Source organism: Achromobacter veterisilvae (assembly GCF_900496975.1).
Classification (GTDB): Bacteria; Pseudomonadota; Gammaproteobacteria; order Burkholderiales; family Burkholderiaceae_B; genus Achromobacter; species Achromobacter veterisilvae.
In genome coordinates, this window is sequence record NZ_UFQC01000001.1 from 32,462 (window position 1) to 47,423 (window position 14,962).

Below are 14,962 nucleotides of genomic sequence, written 5' to 3' on the forward strand. Positions count from 1 at the left end.
TCCCAAGAGTCAAGAAGTTAGGAGGAAGCGTTGGCAGGCACGCGGCCAGCGGTGGAGAAGCCTCGCGTCATGGCGCTCACGGCGATCAGCACGATCAGGTTGAACACCAGCGCAACGATGCCGACGTTCATGTCCTTCAGCGCCGCCGGAAGAAAGGGAAACATGCTGGCGACCGTCTGCTTGGTCAGGGACACGTAGGCGACCGTCGAAACGCCGACAGTGATTCCGGCGAATGCCGCCGGCTTGGTGACGGGATTGGACGGCAACAGGCTGGCCAGGAAGACCGGGAAAAGCTGCGTGACGAATGCGTAGGCCATGAGCAGAAGCGCGACAATCGTGTCTCCTCCTCCCAGCGTGAACCAGACCGCGACCGCCATGATGACGGGCGCAAGGCATTTCGCGACCCGGGCGATGTGGGCGTCTTCCACGCCGGGACGCATCGGCCGGTAGACGTTGTTGGCAAGAAGCGTCGCCGACGTCATCAGGATCATGGAGCCCGGAACCAGCGCGGTCAGGATGCCCGCCGCGCCAATGACGCCGACAAACCAGGGGTCGAACGTCTGCAGGGCGATCTTGAACAGCGCCAGATCGATATCGCCGCCTTTCAGGCCTGGCACCTGGAGCACGGCGGAGAAGCCGACGAACAGGATGAACAGCAGCATCAATTGGTAGATCGGCAGGATGAATGCGTTCTTGCGCAGCACGCCTTCACCCTTGGCGGTGTACACGGCCATGAACATATGAGGCCACATGTAGAAGCCGAGCGTGGACAGGACGACAGTCGAAACCATCCACGTGGGGCTCTGGCCCACGTCCCGGAGGGCGAGGAAACCCGGCTTGGCCGTTTCGATTGCGGCGAACATGTTTTCAATACCGCCATAGTAGTGATATGGCAGGTACAGCCCCATGAAAACGGCCACCAGCATGACCAGCGCATCTTTGATGACCGACGTCCAGGCCGAGCCGTGGACGCCCGAGAGCGCCACATATAAGGCAACGACGATTGCGCCGATGATCACGCCCTGTTGCGACGAAATCGCCGAATAGGACGAGATGCTTACGATGATGCCCAGGCCCTTGAGCTGAAGGACCAGGTAGGGGATGAGCGCGATGAAGCCGACAACGGCGACCAGGACGCCAATGGCGTTGCTCTTGTATTTTGCGGCGAAGAAGTCCGGCTGGGAGAGCAGCCGGCGTTCCTTCGCATACCTCCAGACGGCGGGAAGGATGAAATAGGAAAGCACGAACGGCAGGCTTCCATACCCCAGGAGGTAGTACGCCCCCGCGCCAGTGCCGTAGGCGAATCCGCTGCCGCCCAGAAACACGAACGTCGTATAGATTTCGCCGGCCATCAGCAGGAAGACGATCGCGGCGCCGAACCCCCGGCCGCCGACCGTCCACTGTTCCAGGCTCATGTCCTTGCCCCGCCTTGCCCGTATCCCCAGGTACAGGGCAACCCCGACAGCCAATGCAATAAAGATCAGTGCGCTGTTCATTTTGTGTGATCGTCCTTGTCGGTGGAATCCGCTGCTTGGTCGGAGTAGTAGATGATCGCCATCACAATCGAAGTCAGAACGAGGGATAGCGTGAGCCAGGAAAGCAGGAACGGCATTCCCAGCAGGAACGGGGTAACGCGATTCAGGAAGAACGGCCCTACAAGGACCATAAGAACTGGCGCAAACGCCAATGTGTGGACGGCTCGCATGGATAGAACTCCAAGTTTTCCCTTGTGATTGGACGCGCGCCGGCCTCAAGGCGATACCTATCGCCTCGACAGTCCCTGCGCGCGGTTGTTACGGTGAACGTGGCCGACGCTCACCGCTTATCGACGATGGGGGGCCTAGCCCCAATCCATCAAATGCGAGATGCTCTTGACCTGCGTATAGCACTCAAGGCCTTCTATTCCGCCTTCCCGGCCGTAGCCGCTCTCTTTGACTCCGCCGAACGGCGTCTCGGACACGGCAGACACGAGGTGGTTGATCGCCAGGTTTCCAACTTCCAGCCCGTCGCTCAACTTGTAGGCGTTGGCGGCCGACCTGGTGAACGCGTAGCCCGCCAATCCGTAGGGCAGGGCGTTGGCGCGCTCGATCGCCTCGTCGACGCTGTCCACGCGCGTGATCAGACACAGGGGGCCGAAAGGCTCTTCGTTCATGGCCCGGGCGTCGTCCGGCACATCGCTGAGCACGGTGAAAGGGTAGACGTGGCCCGGGCCGGGCGAAGGATCGCCGCCGCATACGACATGGGCGCCACGCTCCACCGCGTCCCGCACCAGGCCCTGAATGGCGTCGAATCGGCGCTGGTTCACTACCGGACCGATGTCGCTGGCGGGATCCAGGGCATGGCCCGCCTTGATGGCGGACGAGTGGCGGCGCATGGCGTCGACGAAAAGCTGATAAACGTCAGCATGGACGAAGAATCGGGTTGGAGCGACGCATACCTGCCCGGCGTTGTTCAACTTCCCCTTGACGCAGGCCAGAGCCGCTTTGTCGGGGTCCGCGTCTTCGCAGATCACCACCGGGGCATGCCCGCCCAGTTCCAGGATCGCCGGCTTCATATATTGCGCGGCCAGGCCCGCCAGGTGCTTGCCCACGGGAGTCGAACCGGTAAAAGTAATTCCCCGGACGGCGGGACTGGCGATCAGATGCGCCGAGATCATCGCCGGATCGCCGAAGACGACATTCAGCACCCCAGCGGGCAAGCCGGCATCCATGAAGGCCTTTGCCAGAAGCACCGCGCCCGCGGGCGTCTCCTCCGCGGCCTTGAGAATGATGGAGCATCCCGCCGCCAGCGCGCCGCCCACCTTTCTGGCGGGAGAGCTCATGGGGAAGTTCCACGGCGTGAAGGCCGCAATGACGCCGAGCGGCTCGCGAACCACCGTATGCCGCATGCCCGGCTCGGCCGGGACGACGCGGCCATAGAGCCGCTTCCCCTCGTTTGCGTCCCAGGTCATCAGATCGCAACCGCGCAGCACCTCCGCGTTGGCCTGGGCCAGCGTCTTCCCTTGTTCGAGGGATATGGCGTGGGCGATCTCCGGCGCGCGCTCGCGCAGCAGCGCTATGGCGCCGAGCATGATTTGGGCGCGTGCCGCGGGAGCCGTTTTCCTCCAGATTTCGAAGCCTCGCGCGGCAGCCTGGACGGCATCGTCCAGGTCTTGCGCGCCTGCCTTCGGAACCCAGCCTATGACTGTGCCGTCCGAAGGGTTTGTGATCGGATCCCCGGGAACCCGGCGCCACGCGCCGGCAATGAGCATTTGAATCTCTGGGTAGGAGTGCATTCTGATATCCGAATTGGACCGTGGCGACGCTTCCGCGCACCATCGGTCAGTCACGTTGGGGTTGTCCGGAAAAGACCGCGGTGTCAGGCCGACGCTATGCGGGGACAGTCTGCGCGGCCGGCGGCAGGCGGTGGAAATCCCGTCCGAAATACATCAATCCCTCTCGGCCGGCCATATTGAGGATGGCCTTGATTTCGCAATAAAAGACGGTGTGCGTGCCGACTTCGTTGGTCGACATTACCTGGCAGTCGAGCGCGGCCACTCCGCCCACCAGGGCGGGCGCTCCGGTCTCCAGGCGTTCCCAGGTGGCGCTCGCGAAACGCGATTCCATGGAAACGCTCTTGGATGCGAACTGCATGGCGATATGGCTTTGGTCGCCGGCCAGTACATTCACGCAAAGGTTGCCGTTTTCGCGGATCACGGAATTATTCTTGCTCGCGCGGTTGATGCACACGAGGAGCGTGGGCGGATCGTCCGTCACGGAGCAGACGGCCGAGACGGTGCAGCCCGCCAGGCCGGCCTTGCCTTCGCTCGTAATCACGCTGACTGCCGCGCCCAGCCCGGCCATGGCGTCTCGATAGGTCGATTTGTCGATCATGGCGTCGCTATTCGCCCTGGTTGCGGTAGCTCGCCGCCGGATGAGACGCCGGAAGGCGCGCCTGGCCAAAAAGCTTTTCCCGGTAGCAGCCTTCTTGATAGCCGGTCTTGTAGACGCTGCGTTCCTGCAGCCGGGGAATCAATAGCTGGATGACGTCGTCGAAGCACTCGGGCACCACGGTGCGCGACAGGTTGAATCCGTCGACGTCGGCCTCTTCGCTCCAACTGATCAACTGCGAGGCGATCTGGTCCGCCGACCCGATCCAGGGCGTCTGCCTGCTGCCCAGGACCATCTGCTCCAAGAGCTTGCGACGGGTCCATTGAGGGCCGCTGGCGCGTGTCATGGCTTCGACGTTCGAGACAATGGCCTGGCTCTTGCCCGTATCGATGGGTTCGTCGATGTCGTACTTCGCGAAATCGATCCCCAGCGAGGCCGCCGCGTGAGCGAGCGCGCCTTCGGTGCTGACATACTTGCGATACTCTTCGAACTTCTCCTGCGCCTCGGCCTCGGTCCGCCCGATGATCAGGGTGGCTCCCATGAACACCTTCACATCATCCGCGCGCCGGCCGAGCTGGACGGCCTGTGCCCGGATATCGCGCACGATTTCCTTGACGCCTTCCTTCTTTTGGCCGTTCACGAATACACATTCGGCATGGGTCGCCGCGAACTTGCGGCCGCGGGTGGACGAACCCGCCTGGTAGAGCACAGGCGTCCGTTGAGGGGAGGGCGCGGACAAATGCATGGCATCGACCTTGTACTGAGGCCCGGAATGGTGGATCACCCGGACCTTGGCCGGGTCCGCGTAGATCCCCCGAGTCCGGTCGGCCAGCACCGCCCCGTCGTCCCAACTGCCTTCCCACAGCTTGTACACCAGCGACATATATTCGTCGGCGAGGTCATAGCGGTCATCGTGGGCAATCTGGCCGTCGATGCCGATCGCGCGCGCGGCGCTATCGAGATAGCCGGTCACGATGTTCCAGCCCACCCGGCCCCCCGTCAGGTGGTCCAGCGTGGACATGCGGCGGGCGAAAAGAAACGGCTGTTCGTAGGTCAGGTTCGACGTGACGCCGAACCCCAAGTGCTTCGTCACCGCCGCCATGGCGGGGATGAGCAGCGTGGGATCGTTGACCGGCACCTGGGCCGCGCTGCGCAGCGCGGCATCGGCGTTGCCGCCGAAGACGTCGTAGACACCCACCACGTCGGCGAAGAAAATGCCGTCGAAGAGCCCGGCCTCCAGTCTTTTCGCGTACTCTACCCAGTATTGAAGCTCCCCGTGGCGTATCGACTGGTCGCGCGGGTGGGTCCACAAGCCTTGTTGGATGTGGCCCACGCAGTTCATATCGAAGGCATTGAAGCGAATTTCACGTGACATATCTGATTTCCAAAGCTGCGCTAAGTGACTGAGGCCCGCGATACCGGGCTCGCCTATCTGGCATAGGTGTTAATTATAGTGGACGTTTGATTACTATCAAAGACACTGATGCTAGGTATAAACCCGCGCCAGCGATTTGTGCTAGGCAGGGCGAGCGGCAGATGGATTCGAGTCCCGCCGATACAATCGCAGGTTGGAATCGAAATTTTTAGACATGAATAATGAATAGCCCGCTTCCCGATCCTTCCATTGCCATTGCCAGCCGGCTGCGCATAGAGCGCGAAGCCAGGGGATGGTCTCTGGGAGACCTGGCCGAGAAGTCAGGCGTGTCCAAGGCGATGATCAGCAAGATCGAGCGGTGCGAGGCCAGCCCCACCGCGACGATCCTGGGCCGGCTTTCCGGGGCTTTCGGACTGCAACTGTCCATGCTGCTGGCCCTGGCCGAACGCACGGGAGAACGCCTCAGCAGGGCGCAGACCCAATCCGTCTGGGTAGATCCCGAAACGGGTTACGAGCGCAGGGTGATCTCGCCCCGTAACGGGACGATGCTTGAGTTGGTCCAGGTGACCCTGCCGGCGGGCGTGCGGGTGGAGTACCCCGCCAGCGCGTTTGCCTTCCAGCACCAGCAGATCTGGGTCCTGGACGGCACCCTGACGTTCGAGGAAGGAGAGGCCACGCACGTCCTCGCGCAGGGCGACTGCCTGCAACTGGGGCTGCCAACGGCTTGTGCGTTCCACAATAAAGAAGACACGGCCTGTGTCTATGTCGTTGCGCTCATCCGCCGCTAGATGGCCGCCTGCTCGTAGAAGGCCGGGGAAGTATCCCCCGGCCTGGTGCCGACTGCCGATACGTTACTTCGCCGAAATATTCGCCGCTTTTATGATCCGCGCGAAGCTGTCCACATCGCCCCGGTAGAACTTCTCGAATTCCGCCTGGTTCCGGTATTCGACGCGCGACCCTGTGCTTTCAAGCATCTGGATCAACTTGGCATCGGCCATGACACGCCCGATCGAATCGGAGAGTTTCTTGACGATGGGCGCGGGCGTGCCGGCGGGCGCAAACACGGCAATCCACGAGCTCATCACAAAGTCGGGATGCCCCAGTTCGGCAAGCGTCGGCAAGTCCGGAAACGCCGACAGCCTTTTCGATCCGGTCACGAACAGGGCCTTGACTTGCCCGGCCTTCACCGCCTGGTCCACCGACGGCATGGCCACGAAGGACGCCGGCACCGATCCGCCCAGCGTATCGGCGAACGCCATCGAGTCGCCGCGGTAGGGCACTACCTGCATATCGATGCCCAGCTCCTGCTTCAGGCGCTCTCCGGCAACGTGCGTAATCGAACCGTGGCCCGAAACCCCATAGCTGTAGCTGCCTTTCTGGGATTTGACCAGTTGTACAAAACTGGCCAGGTCGTGAGCGGGCGATTTGTTGTTCACGATCATGACCAGATCGTTCGCGACTATCTGCGCGACGGGCACGAAATCGGTCAACGGGTCATAGGGCAGCTTTTGAAAGTTCTGCGGAATGGCCATGGCGCCAGACGTAGCCACCATCAGCGTATAGCCATCGGGCGGTTGCGACTTCAACGCCGTGGCCGCCAGCACGCCCGAGGCGCCCTGGCGGTTTTCAACGATAAACGACTGGCCCAATTGTTTCTGCAGGCCTTCGGCCAACAGGCGCGCCTGCAGATCGGTGGCGCCGCCGGGCGAATAGCCGACCAACACGCGCACGGATCGGGTGGGGTAGGGGTCGTCCGCACAGGCGGCGGTGAACGTACAGGCGCCAATCAACGCGATCAGCAAGCGGGTTATCAGTTTTTTCATGTGTGTCTCCTGCGTCCCTCTGGTTTCGGTCGGTGCTGCGTCATACCTCGAACAGGCCTAGTCCGGCGCGCGGCCAATCGATTTCGACCAGCCGTCCGGCGTACGACTGCGTGACATAGGCTTTGCGCATTTCCTTGCCGCCAAAGCAAAGATTGGTGATGTGGGTGTCGCCGTCCACCTTGGTGAATTCGGCCGAGCCATCCGGCCGTACCGCGGTGATTCCGCCGCGGTCCAGGGTTCCGATGGCGACCGAGCCGTCGGCTTCGACCGCCAGCGAATCGAAGCGTTGATACTGGCTGCTGGCGTACATCAGGCGGCTGCCGTGGGGGGAGTCGGGGCCCGCCTCGGTGGGATGCTTCATTTGGCCAGGCGCCGCCAGGTCCCACGCCCATAGCCGCGCGGTTTCGGTTTCCGCGACATACAGCGTATTTCCGTCCGGCGACAAACCGATGCCATTGGGTTTATGGATGGGAAACACCTTTTCTTCGATGTAGGAGCCGTCCAGCTTTGCATAGCAGATGCTGCCGCGATCCCAATCGCGGTGCCGCGTCTTGCCCGGATCGGTGAACCAGATCCCCCCGTGGCTGTCGATCACCAGGTCGTTGGGGCCGCGGATATTGCGCCCGTCGACCTTGTCGTACAGGACTTCGACTTTGCCGGTCTCGATATTCACCCGTTCGATTCGGCCCGTACGGTAGTCCTCGGGCGTTCCGCTGGTTACCCATCGGCCGTCGGCGCGCTGCCTGAACGCAAAGCCCCCATTGTTGGCGACATAGCAATGGCCGTCCGGCCCCATGGCGGCGCCGTTCGGACCGCCGCCCAGTTCCGCCACGACATGCTTGCGGCCGTCCGGGAAAATCCGGGTAAGTGTCTTACGGCGAATTTCTACGACGAGCAGGCTGCCGTCGCCCACCCAAACCGGGCCTTCCGGAAACCAAAGATCTTCTGCAATCACACGCATGCTTTTTCCTCTGTTAGAAACTGCCAGCTTCGCCAATAGCAGCGGTCAGTCCGCGGCCGCCGTGGGCAAGGGCAGCGCGCGCAGCATCTCCGCCCGCCGGGTCGCCTCGCTCAACATGAACGCCCATTCATTTCCTCCGGTCAGGAAACGGACCCCCAACGCCAACATGGACTGCATGACTTCGGGGTTGTTTCCCAAGCCGCCGCATCCCACGAATTTTCCGGTGCCGGCACATGCTTCCACGACCTGCGACAGGCTGTCGGTGATGCGGGGATGGGAGAACTGTCCGGGAATGCCCAGCGCATCGCACAGGTCCGATGTTCCAACGTGGATGATGTCGACGCCGGGAACCTGGGCGATTTCGCGGGCTTTCGCGATGGCGTTGGGCGACTCCAGCATCACGATCACCGTCGTCGCGTCATCCAGCATTTGCCGCGCAACGGCTGCCGGAAGCTTTCTATACCCAAGCTGCGGCCAGTTGCTGGCGACGGAGCGTTCTCCGCGAGGCGCAAATCGCGCCGCCTTGGCGATTTTCTCGGCTTCCCGCGCCGACTCGACGTGCGGCGCCACGATACCCAGCGCGCCCGCATCCAGGATGCGGTTGATGTAATGCGCATCATGGGTGGGCACGCGCACCAGCGGAGTGACGCCCACCCGCTGGGCCAACAGGCAGATCTGCGCCGCGGCCGATTCCGGAATCACGGAATGTTCCAGGTCGATGTTTATCGCGTCGTAGCCCGCCGTGGCGGCGGCGATGGCGATGTCGGCGGTCTGCACCTGCTTCACGATCATCGACAGGCCCAGCTTTCCAGCGCGCAGCGTGTCCATCAAGGGGTTGGAAAGCGTCAGCGACGCGTCGGACGAAATAGCTGCCGTCATATCGGTCTCCGGGTTCCCGCGTTGATCACGTCCTGCTGGGCAATAGGCTGGCCCGCCATGAAACACTTCAGGTTGCGCAGCACGTGCGCGGCAACAGGCACCACGTTGTCGAACACGCCGCCGCCGGCGTGCGGCGTGACGATGACTTGATCCAGCTTCAACAGCGGGCTGTCCAGATCCGGAGGCTCCGGGTCGAATGCGTCCAGTCCGGCGCCCAGCAGGTGGCCGCGTGCCAACGCATCGGCCAAGGCGGCCTCGTCCACCAGTTCGCCGCGGGCCGTGTTTATCAACACCGAGCCCTTCTTCATGCGGCCGATGCTGGCGCGGCCGATCAGATGGCGCGTTTCGTTGGTATAGGGCGCATGCAGGCTGACGATGTCGCTACTGGCCAGAAGTTCATGAAATTCGACCCTGCGGGCGCCCAGCGATTGCTCGATTTCCGGTGGAGCAGGGGACTGGTCGCAGTACAGGATCCGCTGCGGCTCGAACCCGGACAGCCGGCGCGCGACTTTTCGCCCTATGTTCCCGAAACCCACCAAGCCCACGGTTTTCCCGTGGATCTGAAAGCAGCTTTCCCGCATTTCGGACTTGGGCCATTTCCCTGCGCGCATTTCCCGGTTCACGTAGTAAATCCGGCGATACACCGCCAACATCAAGGCGATGGCCAATTCCGATACCGGACCGGCATTGGAACCCGCCGTAATGACGACAGGGATACCTAGCCGTTTCGCTGCCGCGACATCGATGCGGTCCACCCCTATGCCCCATTTGTGGACCGCTTTGACGCGCGTGGCCGCTTCCAGCATTTCCGCCGTAAGCTGCGCCCAGCCGGGGACCAGGAAGTCCGCGGACCGGCACAGGTCGAGTTGATGGGCTGGGTCGTAGTTCATTGCGAACTGCACGACGAACGGCGGCTCGAAGACGGACGCGATCGCCCGCTGCACCGCGGGCGCCAGCACGTCCATGAACACTATCGAGTAACTGGATTTTCCGGTCATTGGACACCTGGCAATTCGATGGTCATCATCAAGCTGGACAGCGATTTCCCGTGCGCGTCCTGGGCCAGCGAGCGCGTCACGCCGCCGCCCAGCGCCCCGTGGATCACAAAGTTCAGGGCTTTCAGGCGGGGAAGCTCATAACGGATGACCGGCCCGGTGGCAAAGTGCGAAAACGCCTGCTGGACCACCGCCTCGGTCAAGTGTTCACGCAGGATCGCCCAGCCGTCATCGTCGTAGGCAATGACCGAGATATTGGACGTATTGCCCTTGTCGCCAGCCCGGCCGTGCGCCAGATCATTTACGCATGTCATGAACGGAACTCCTCGATGGTGACCCGCGGATCGACCTGGGTACGCGGGATCAGTACCGACTGCACCGCCAATACCTCTTTCACCAGGGGGTCGGAGCCGCCCGCGCCGCCGGCGGGTCCGTTCACATGGAGCGCGCGGGTCTCGAAGCCGACGGCCTCTGCCGATTTCCGGTCGGCCGTGCGCGCCGCGATACGCAATCGGACTTCGTAAGGGTCCGCGTCCAGCGCGCGTTTGGAGTGCAGGCTATTGATGCCGATCAGATCCACGCGCAACTCGCTATACCGGTGGCCCGTGTCAGCCAGGCGCTGCCTGATGACGCTGGCCGCGAGTTCCGCCCTGGCTACCGCGTCAATCCCCGCATAGGAAATCTGGCCTTCGCCAATGAAGCCATCGGTATATCCGACCGTTACTTTGTAGGTGTCCGTGCGGGGCCGCGCCCGGGCGCCCGTGATATGCACCCGGTTCGGTCCGGCCTGCCGCATTTCCAGTTCGGTAATGTCCAGCACGCAGTCCGGCGTTATATACGCCACCGGATCGTGCAATTCATAGATCAACTGCTCTTTACACGTGGCCAGATCGACCCGTCCGCCGGCGTGCTCCATTTTGCTGACGATGAAGTCCCCGTCCGGCTGCATATCGACAAAGGGGAATCCCAGCCTGGCCAAGTCGGGCACATCCTTGCGGCCCGGGCTGGCAAAGCATCCGCCGCTGACCTGTGCGCAGCACTCAAGCAGATGCCCGGCCGCCGTTCCCGCCGCCATGCGCGCCCAATCATCGTAGGCCCAGCCGTAATGGTGCATGGCGGCCGCCAAATAAAGCGACGGGTCCGCGACGCGTCCGGTCACCACCAGTTGGGCGCCCGTGCGCAACGCGCGGACGATGACGTCCGCGCCCAGGTAGGCATTGGCGGACACCATGCGCGGCAACAGTTCTTCCAGCGGACTTCCCGACTCCATCAGGCGAAGTCCCGGCTGATCGCGCAGAAGGTCGGTGATATCGTCGCCCAGCACCGCGGCCGAATGCAAAGGCCCCACGCCTTCCCTCTGTGCAAATTCATGCACCAGCTCGGTGGCCGCGATGGGATTGGCGGCCCCCATATTCGTAATTATCTTCACCCCGTTTTTCAGCGCGGCCGGCAGCACCTGGCTCATGCGGTCCATCAGCCTGGGGGTGTAGCCCAGCTTGGGGTTCTTCAGCCTCGACAGGTTCTCGCGGGCCACGGTACGCTCGGCCAGGCACTCGAATGCCAGGTAATCGAGCCCGCCGCGTTCGGCGAGATCGACGGCCGGCGCAATCCGGTCGTCGGCAAAACTGGCCCCGGCGCCGATGCGCAATGGGCGTGATGGCGTCTGGCTCATTGCCACCCCTTCAAGGCATCGCCCTTGAGCATCAGCCGATAAAGGTAGCGATATTCCGCGGGATCGAAATCGGCATTGGCCTGGTGCATCACACTGCGGTTATCCCACAGCACGAAATCGCCTGCTTGCCACCGATGCCGATATTCATAGCGCGGTTGCGTGGCGCGTTCATACAGATAATTTATCAGTGCGTAGCCTTCCTCCTCGGACATGCCTTCTATGCCCTCCATGCGCCCCGTATTCAAATACAGCGCGGGACGATGGTTCGTCGGGTGCTGGATCACCAAGGGCTGGCTGGAGGAGGCCGTCGCCGCGCGTTGTTCCGGCGTCAGTTCCGCCATCTTGCGGGGACTGCGGCTGCTTTCGTAGACATGGGTGGAACGCAGCCCGGCTATCCGCGCCTTCAAGTCCTCGGGCAAATCGTCGTACGCCGCGCGCACGTCCACGAACTGCGTATCGCCGCCGTAAGAGGGCAGTTCGATCGCATGCAGCATGGTGCCGATCGGCGGCTCCAGGAAGTTCGAATGATCGGTGTGATAGTTTTCGCCGCGCACGTGCACCTTGCCGTCCACGACAGGCAGATCGCGGCTGGAGATAGTGCCTATCAGCGGATATTCGGGCAGCGAAAACTTGCTGAGCTGCTGGGGCAGGATTTCCCCAAAAATCCCGGCGGCGCGCAGGAACGCGGGCGGGTCCAACTGCTGGTCGCGGACCACCAGCACGGCGTGCTCGCTCCACAGCGCCCGCAAGGTTTCGATCACCGAATCCGGCAAATCGCCGCCCAGATGGACGCCTCGCACTTCGACCCCCAGGCCATGGCCGGTCAAGGGGCGCGACATCAGATGATCTTCTTTCAGCGTTTCCATTCCATTCCTCCCTAGTGGTGAAGCCTGGAAAGAAGTATGAGCTTGCAGAACATTTGCTGATAATGATTGTTATTGGGTACTCTATTCATTCTATGAATGGGTTTGAGAGGCCCGTCTGTGAACCTGCGCCATATCGAAGTCTTTTACGCGATCATGCAGTCCGGGTCCGTGACGGCGGCCGCCCACCTGTTGAACGTGACCCAGCCCTCGGTCAGCAACGTGCTTCGCCATGCGGAGCAACAGCTAGGCCTGAAGCTCTTCGAACGGATAGGAGGGCGCCTGCAGCCCACGCCCGAAGCCTACGATCTGTTTCCCGACGTGCAGGAGATCTTTGGCCGCATCGGGACGCTGAACCGGATGGTCGAGGAAATGCAGGGCGGCAGGACCGGCCGCCTGGCCGTCGCCGCGGCGCCCACTTTGGTGAACGCGTATATACCCAAGGCCATTTCCAAGCTGAAGACGTTCGGGTCCCAGGTCACCATACAGTCGCTGCCGACGACACTGGTGACCGAACGCGTTGCCCGGCGGGAAGTCGATATCGGCTTTGTCTACGGGCCTGTCCTGGATCCAGGGGTCTTGATGGAGGCACTGTCGGAATCCAAACTGGTGTGTGCCGTGCACCGCCAGTCGCCGTTGGCCAGGCACAAGATCCTGGAGCCCAAGCATCTGGAAACGACCACCGTAATATCGACAGGGCCCACCACGCGCATCGGCGCGGGAATCCGTGAAGCGTGCGAAGCGGGCGGGTTTCCTGTCCCGCGAGTGGCTGTCGAAGTCAATTCTTCGCTTGCGGCATGCCTGATGGCGGCGGAAGGCGTGGGCGTAGGGCTGGTGGACCTGGCAACGGTGAACCAATATGCGCTGCCCGGTGTGGTGCTGCGCCCGTTCCGGCCGCAGGTGGCGTTGCAGCTTTGTTTGATCTTTCCGAAGGACCGCCCGCAGTCGCGGGCGACTATGCGATTCGCGCAGGCGTTGCGGGAGTTGGTGGCGGGTGCAGATTGAACACAGACATCGAGACACTCTCCCGGCTGCTGCGGCTGAACGTCGATCCCGAGAAAAAAGGTTCTTTTTCGGGGGGACGCTCGTCCATTTCCATTTGCCCACGAAATTTCTTGGACAGAATTAATACATTCAGAAAAACGCCAAACGGTTAAACACAATTCATAGCTGGGGAGCGTCACTCCTGTTCACACCAAAAGCCAAAAGGTACAAAGAACTTTCCTTGTGTTTTCGCTTTTCGGATAGCGCGGTCCCGAATTCGGAATTATTTTTGATCTAGCGCAATATAGCGGCGTTTCTATTTTTGCGAGGCGCCTTGTTCTCAGCTTGACTCGCGTCACGGAGAGAGCTCGTGAAACATCAGCTTAAGATCGGATTGACCGTAGCGGCTATTTTCGCGGCAACAGGGGCGATTGGCGCATATGTGGCGGGGTCTGGCGCCGCTCCTGACGTTCCCACCGTCAAACTAGGCGATGGCAAAAGCGGGCCCGCCGGCATGGCCTGGATCCCAGGAACCGAATTCCTGATGGGCAACGACCATCAGATGTCGCAGCCCAATGAGCGGCCTGCGCACAAGGTGCGGGTCAGCGGATTCTGGATGGACGTGCATGACGTGACCAATGCGGAATTCCGCCGCTTCGTCGACGCCACCGGATACGTCACCACCGCGGAAAAGAAACCGCGCTGGGAAGATCTGCAGCCCCAGTTGCCACCGGGCACGCTTCCTCCCGACGATAGCGCGTTGGTGCCCGGCGCCATGGTGTTCGTCGGAACGGAGACCGAGGTTTCCCTGCGCGACTATTCGCGCTGGTGGCGTTTCGTGCCGGGCGCCAACTGGCGGCATCCGCAAGGGCCGGCCAGCAATATCGCCGGCAAGGACGATCATCCCGTGGTGCAGGTGTCGTTCGAGGATGCCCAGGCGTATGCGAAATGGGCCGGCAAACGGCTGCCCACCGAGGCCGAATGGGAATTCGCCGCGCGCGGCGGCCTGGAACAGGCTACCTATAGCTGGGGCAACGAACTCCTGCCGCAGGGCAAGCCCATGGCCAATATCTGGGACGTCCAGCAGCAGCAACCGTTTCCGGTCGTCAAGGACGAAAAGGTGCAGGTCGGCACGACGCCGGTAGGCAGCTTCGCGTCCAACGGCTACGGCCTCTATGACATGGCGGGGAACGTCTGGCAATGGACCGCCGACTGGTACCGCGCGGACGCTTTCCGGACCCAGGCCCAATTCCGCCAACCCCCGGCGGATCCCGCCGGCCCGGCCGACAGTTTCGATCCAGACGATGGCAATGTGCCTGTCTCGGCGCCCAAACGCGTGACGCGCGGCGGCTCCTTTCTGTGCAGCGACACTTATTGCATCAGTTACCGCGCCAGCGCTCGGCGCGGCACCGATCCGCTCAATCCCATGTCGCATCTCGGTTTCCGGACCGTCATGACGCCAGAACAATGGAAGCTGGCCAAGGCACGGCAGGGCAGCATCGCCAGTCGTTGAGTATCCGCTCTTCATGAGCAGCTTATCG

The 14,962-nt window shown here is 62.3% G+C and carries 15 protein-coding genes; 3 read left to right on the forward strand and 12 right to left on the reverse strand.

Annotated elements, in window-relative coordinates:
* Positions 1 to 17 precede the first annotated feature (17 nt).
* The 5 genes from AVE30378_RS00170 to AVE30378_RS00190 form a co-directional block, all read right to left on the reverse strand.
* Positions 18 to 1,496 (reverse strand): sodium:solute symporter family protein, encoded by a 1,479-nt coding sequence (locus tag AVE30378_RS00170; protein WP_129238753.1) that lies wholly within the window; start codon positions 1,494 to 1,496, stop codon positions 18 to 20.
* On the reverse strand, positions 1,493 to 1,705 hold the full coding sequence (locus tag AVE30378_RS00175) for a DUF3311 domain-containing protein (RefSeq protein ID WP_129238754.1): 213 nt from the start codon (positions 1,703 to 1,705) through the stop codon (positions 1,493 to 1,495). Before AVE30378_RS00175 ends, AVE30378_RS00170 begins: the two co-directional genes overlap by 4 nt.
* Before the next feature lie 135 nt (positions 1,706 to 1,840).
* A complete protein-coding gene (locus AVE30378_RS00180; protein ID WP_129238755.1) occupies positions 1,841 to 3,274 on the reverse strand; it encodes an NAD-dependent succinate-semialdehyde dehydrogenase in 1,434 nt (477 codons plus the stop codon).
* A 94-nt stretch (positions 3,275 to 3,368) separates the two neighbouring features.
* Entirely contained in the window at positions 3,369 to 3,872 is a 504-nt protein-coding gene (locus tag AVE30378_RS00185) for a flavin reductase (protein WP_129238756.1), read from the reverse strand.
* Positions 3,873 to 3,879: 7 nt separating this feature from the next.
* The gene (locus AVE30378_RS00190) at positions 3,880 to 5,244 is read right to left on the reverse strand and encodes an LLM class flavin-dependent oxidoreductase (protein ID WP_129238757.1); all 1,365 of its coding nucleotides are present in this window, start codon (positions 5,242 to 5,244) and stop codon (positions 3,880 to 3,882) included.
* Positions 5,245 to 5,465: 221 nt separating this feature from the next.
* On the opposite strand from AVE30378_RS00190, the gene AVE30378_RS00195 reads away from it, so the two are divergent.
* On the forward strand, positions 5,466 to 6,032 hold the full coding sequence (locus AVE30378_RS00195) for a helix-turn-helix domain-containing protein (protein ID WP_129238758.1): 567 nt from the start codon (positions 5,466 to 5,468) through the stop codon (positions 6,030 to 6,032).
* Positions 6,033 to 6,095: 63 nt separating this feature from the next.
* Here AVE30378_RS00195 and AVE30378_RS00200 read toward each other — a convergent pair whose 3' ends face one another.
* From AVE30378_RS00200 to AVE30378_RS00230, 7 genes are all read right to left on the reverse strand, one after another.
* A complete protein-coding gene (locus AVE30378_RS00200; RefSeq protein WP_244234933.1) occupies positions 6,096 to 7,046 on the reverse strand; it encodes a Bug family tripartite tricarboxylate transporter substrate binding protein in 951 nt (316 codons plus the stop codon).
* Between the two features lie 61 nt (positions 7,047 to 7,107).
* Positions 7,108 to 8,028 carry an SMP-30/gluconolactonase/LRE family protein gene (locus AVE30378_RS00205; RefSeq protein ID WP_129238760.1) on the reverse strand — a complete coding sequence of 307 codons (921 nt, stop codon included), beginning with the start codon at positions 8,026 to 8,028 and terminating at the stop codon, positions 7,108 to 7,110.
* Positions 8,029 to 8,073: 45 nt separating this feature from the next.
* On the reverse strand, positions 8,074 to 8,907 hold the full coding sequence (locus AVE30378_RS00210; protein ID WP_129238761.1) for an HpcH/HpaI aldolase family protein: 834 nt from the start codon (positions 8,905 to 8,907) through the stop codon (positions 8,074 to 8,076).
* The gene (locus tag AVE30378_RS00215; RefSeq protein ID WP_129238762.1) at positions 8,904 to 9,905 is read right to left on the reverse strand and encodes a 2-hydroxyacid dehydrogenase; all 1,002 of its coding nucleotides are present in this window, start codon (positions 9,903 to 9,905) and stop codon (positions 8,904 to 8,906) included. The genes AVE30378_RS00210 and AVE30378_RS00215 overlap by 4 nt, the downstream gene beginning before the upstream one ends.
* Positions 9,902 to 10,216 (reverse strand): AtuA-related protein, encoded by a 315-nt coding sequence (locus AVE30378_RS00220; RefSeq protein ID WP_129238763.1) that lies wholly within the window; start codon positions 10,214 to 10,216, stop codon positions 9,902 to 9,904. The genes AVE30378_RS00215 and AVE30378_RS00220 overlap by 4 nt, the downstream gene beginning before the upstream one ends.
* Complete coding sequence (locus AVE30378_RS00225) at positions 10,213 to 11,574, reverse strand: acyclic terpene utilization AtuA family protein (protein ID WP_129238764.1); 1,362 nt, start codon at positions 11,572 to 11,574, stop codon at positions 10,213 to 10,215. Before AVE30378_RS00225 ends, AVE30378_RS00220 begins: the two co-directional genes overlap by 4 nt.
* The gene (locus AVE30378_RS00230; RefSeq protein WP_129238765.1) at positions 11,571 to 12,440 is read right to left on the reverse strand and encodes a TauD/TfdA dioxygenase family protein; all 870 of its coding nucleotides are present in this window, start codon (positions 12,438 to 12,440) and stop codon (positions 11,571 to 11,573) included. Before AVE30378_RS00230 ends, AVE30378_RS00225 begins: the two co-directional genes overlap by 4 nt.
* 117 nt (positions 12,441 to 12,557) lie before the next feature.
* Between AVE30378_RS00230 and AVE30378_RS00235 the strand changes: the two genes are divergently transcribed.
* Both AVE30378_RS00235 and AVE30378_RS00240 read left to right on the forward strand, forming a co-directional pair.
* On the forward strand, positions 12,558 to 13,442 hold the full coding sequence (locus tag AVE30378_RS00235) for a LysR family transcriptional regulator (protein ID WP_129238766.1): 885 nt from the start codon (positions 12,558 to 12,560) through the stop codon (positions 13,440 to 13,442).
* A 349-nt stretch (positions 13,443 to 13,791) separates the two neighbouring features.
* Positions 13,792 to 14,934, forward strand: coding sequence for a formylglycine-generating enzyme family protein (locus AVE30378_RS00240; protein ID WP_129238767.1), 1,143 nt, complete (start codon positions 13,792 to 13,794; stop codon positions 14,932 to 14,934).
* The last annotated feature ends 28 nt before the right edge of the window (positions 14,935 to 14,962 follow it).

Bases quoted from the DNA above. Each gene is read 5' to 3' on its own strand.
- AVE30378_RS00170 (WP_129238753.1), bottom strand. From the start codon at position 1,496: ATGAACAGCGCACTGATCTTTATTGCATTGGCTGTCGGGGTTGCCCTG.
- AVE30378_RS00175 (WP_129238754.1), bottom strand. From the start codon at position 1,705: ATGCGAGCCGTCCACACATTGGCGTTTGCGCCAGTTCTTATGGTCCTT.
- AVE30378_RS00180 (WP_129238755.1), bottom strand. From the start codon at position 3,274: ATGCACTCCTACCCAGAGATTCAAATGCTCATTGCCGGCGCGTGGCGC.
- AVE30378_RS00185 (WP_129238756.1), bottom strand. From the start codon at position 3,872: ATGATCGACAAATCGACCTATCGAGACGCCATGGCCGGGCTGGGCGCG.
- AVE30378_RS00190 (WP_129238757.1), bottom strand. From the start codon at position 5,244: ATGTCACGTGAAATTCGCTTCAATGCCTTCGATATGAACTGCGTGGGC.
- AVE30378_RS00195 (WP_129238758.1), top strand. From the start codon at position 5,466: ATGAATAGCCCGCTTCCCGATCCTTCCATTGCCATTGCCAGCCGGCTG.
- AVE30378_RS00205 (WP_129238760.1), bottom strand. From the start codon at position 8,028: ATGCGTGTGATTGCAGAAGATCTTTGGTTTCCGGAAGGCCCGGTTTGG.
- AVE30378_RS00210 (WP_129238761.1), bottom strand. From the start codon at position 8,907: ATGACGGCAGCTATTTCGTCCGACGCGTCGCTGACGCTTTCCAACCCC.
- AVE30378_RS00215 (WP_129238762.1), bottom strand. From the start codon at position 9,905: ATGACCGGAAAATCCAGTTACTCGATAGTGTTCATGGACGTGCTGGCG.
- AVE30378_RS00220 (WP_129238763.1), bottom strand. From the start codon at position 10,216: ATGACATGCGTAAATGATCTGGCGCACGGCCGGGCTGGCGACAAGGGC.
- AVE30378_RS00225 (WP_129238764.1), bottom strand. From the start codon at position 11,574: ATGAGCCAGACGCCATCACGCCCATTGCGCATCGGCGCCGGGGCCAGT.
- AVE30378_RS00230 (WP_129238765.1), bottom strand. From the start codon at position 12,440: ATGGAAACGCTGAAAGAAGATCATCTGATGTCGCGCCCCTTGACCGGC.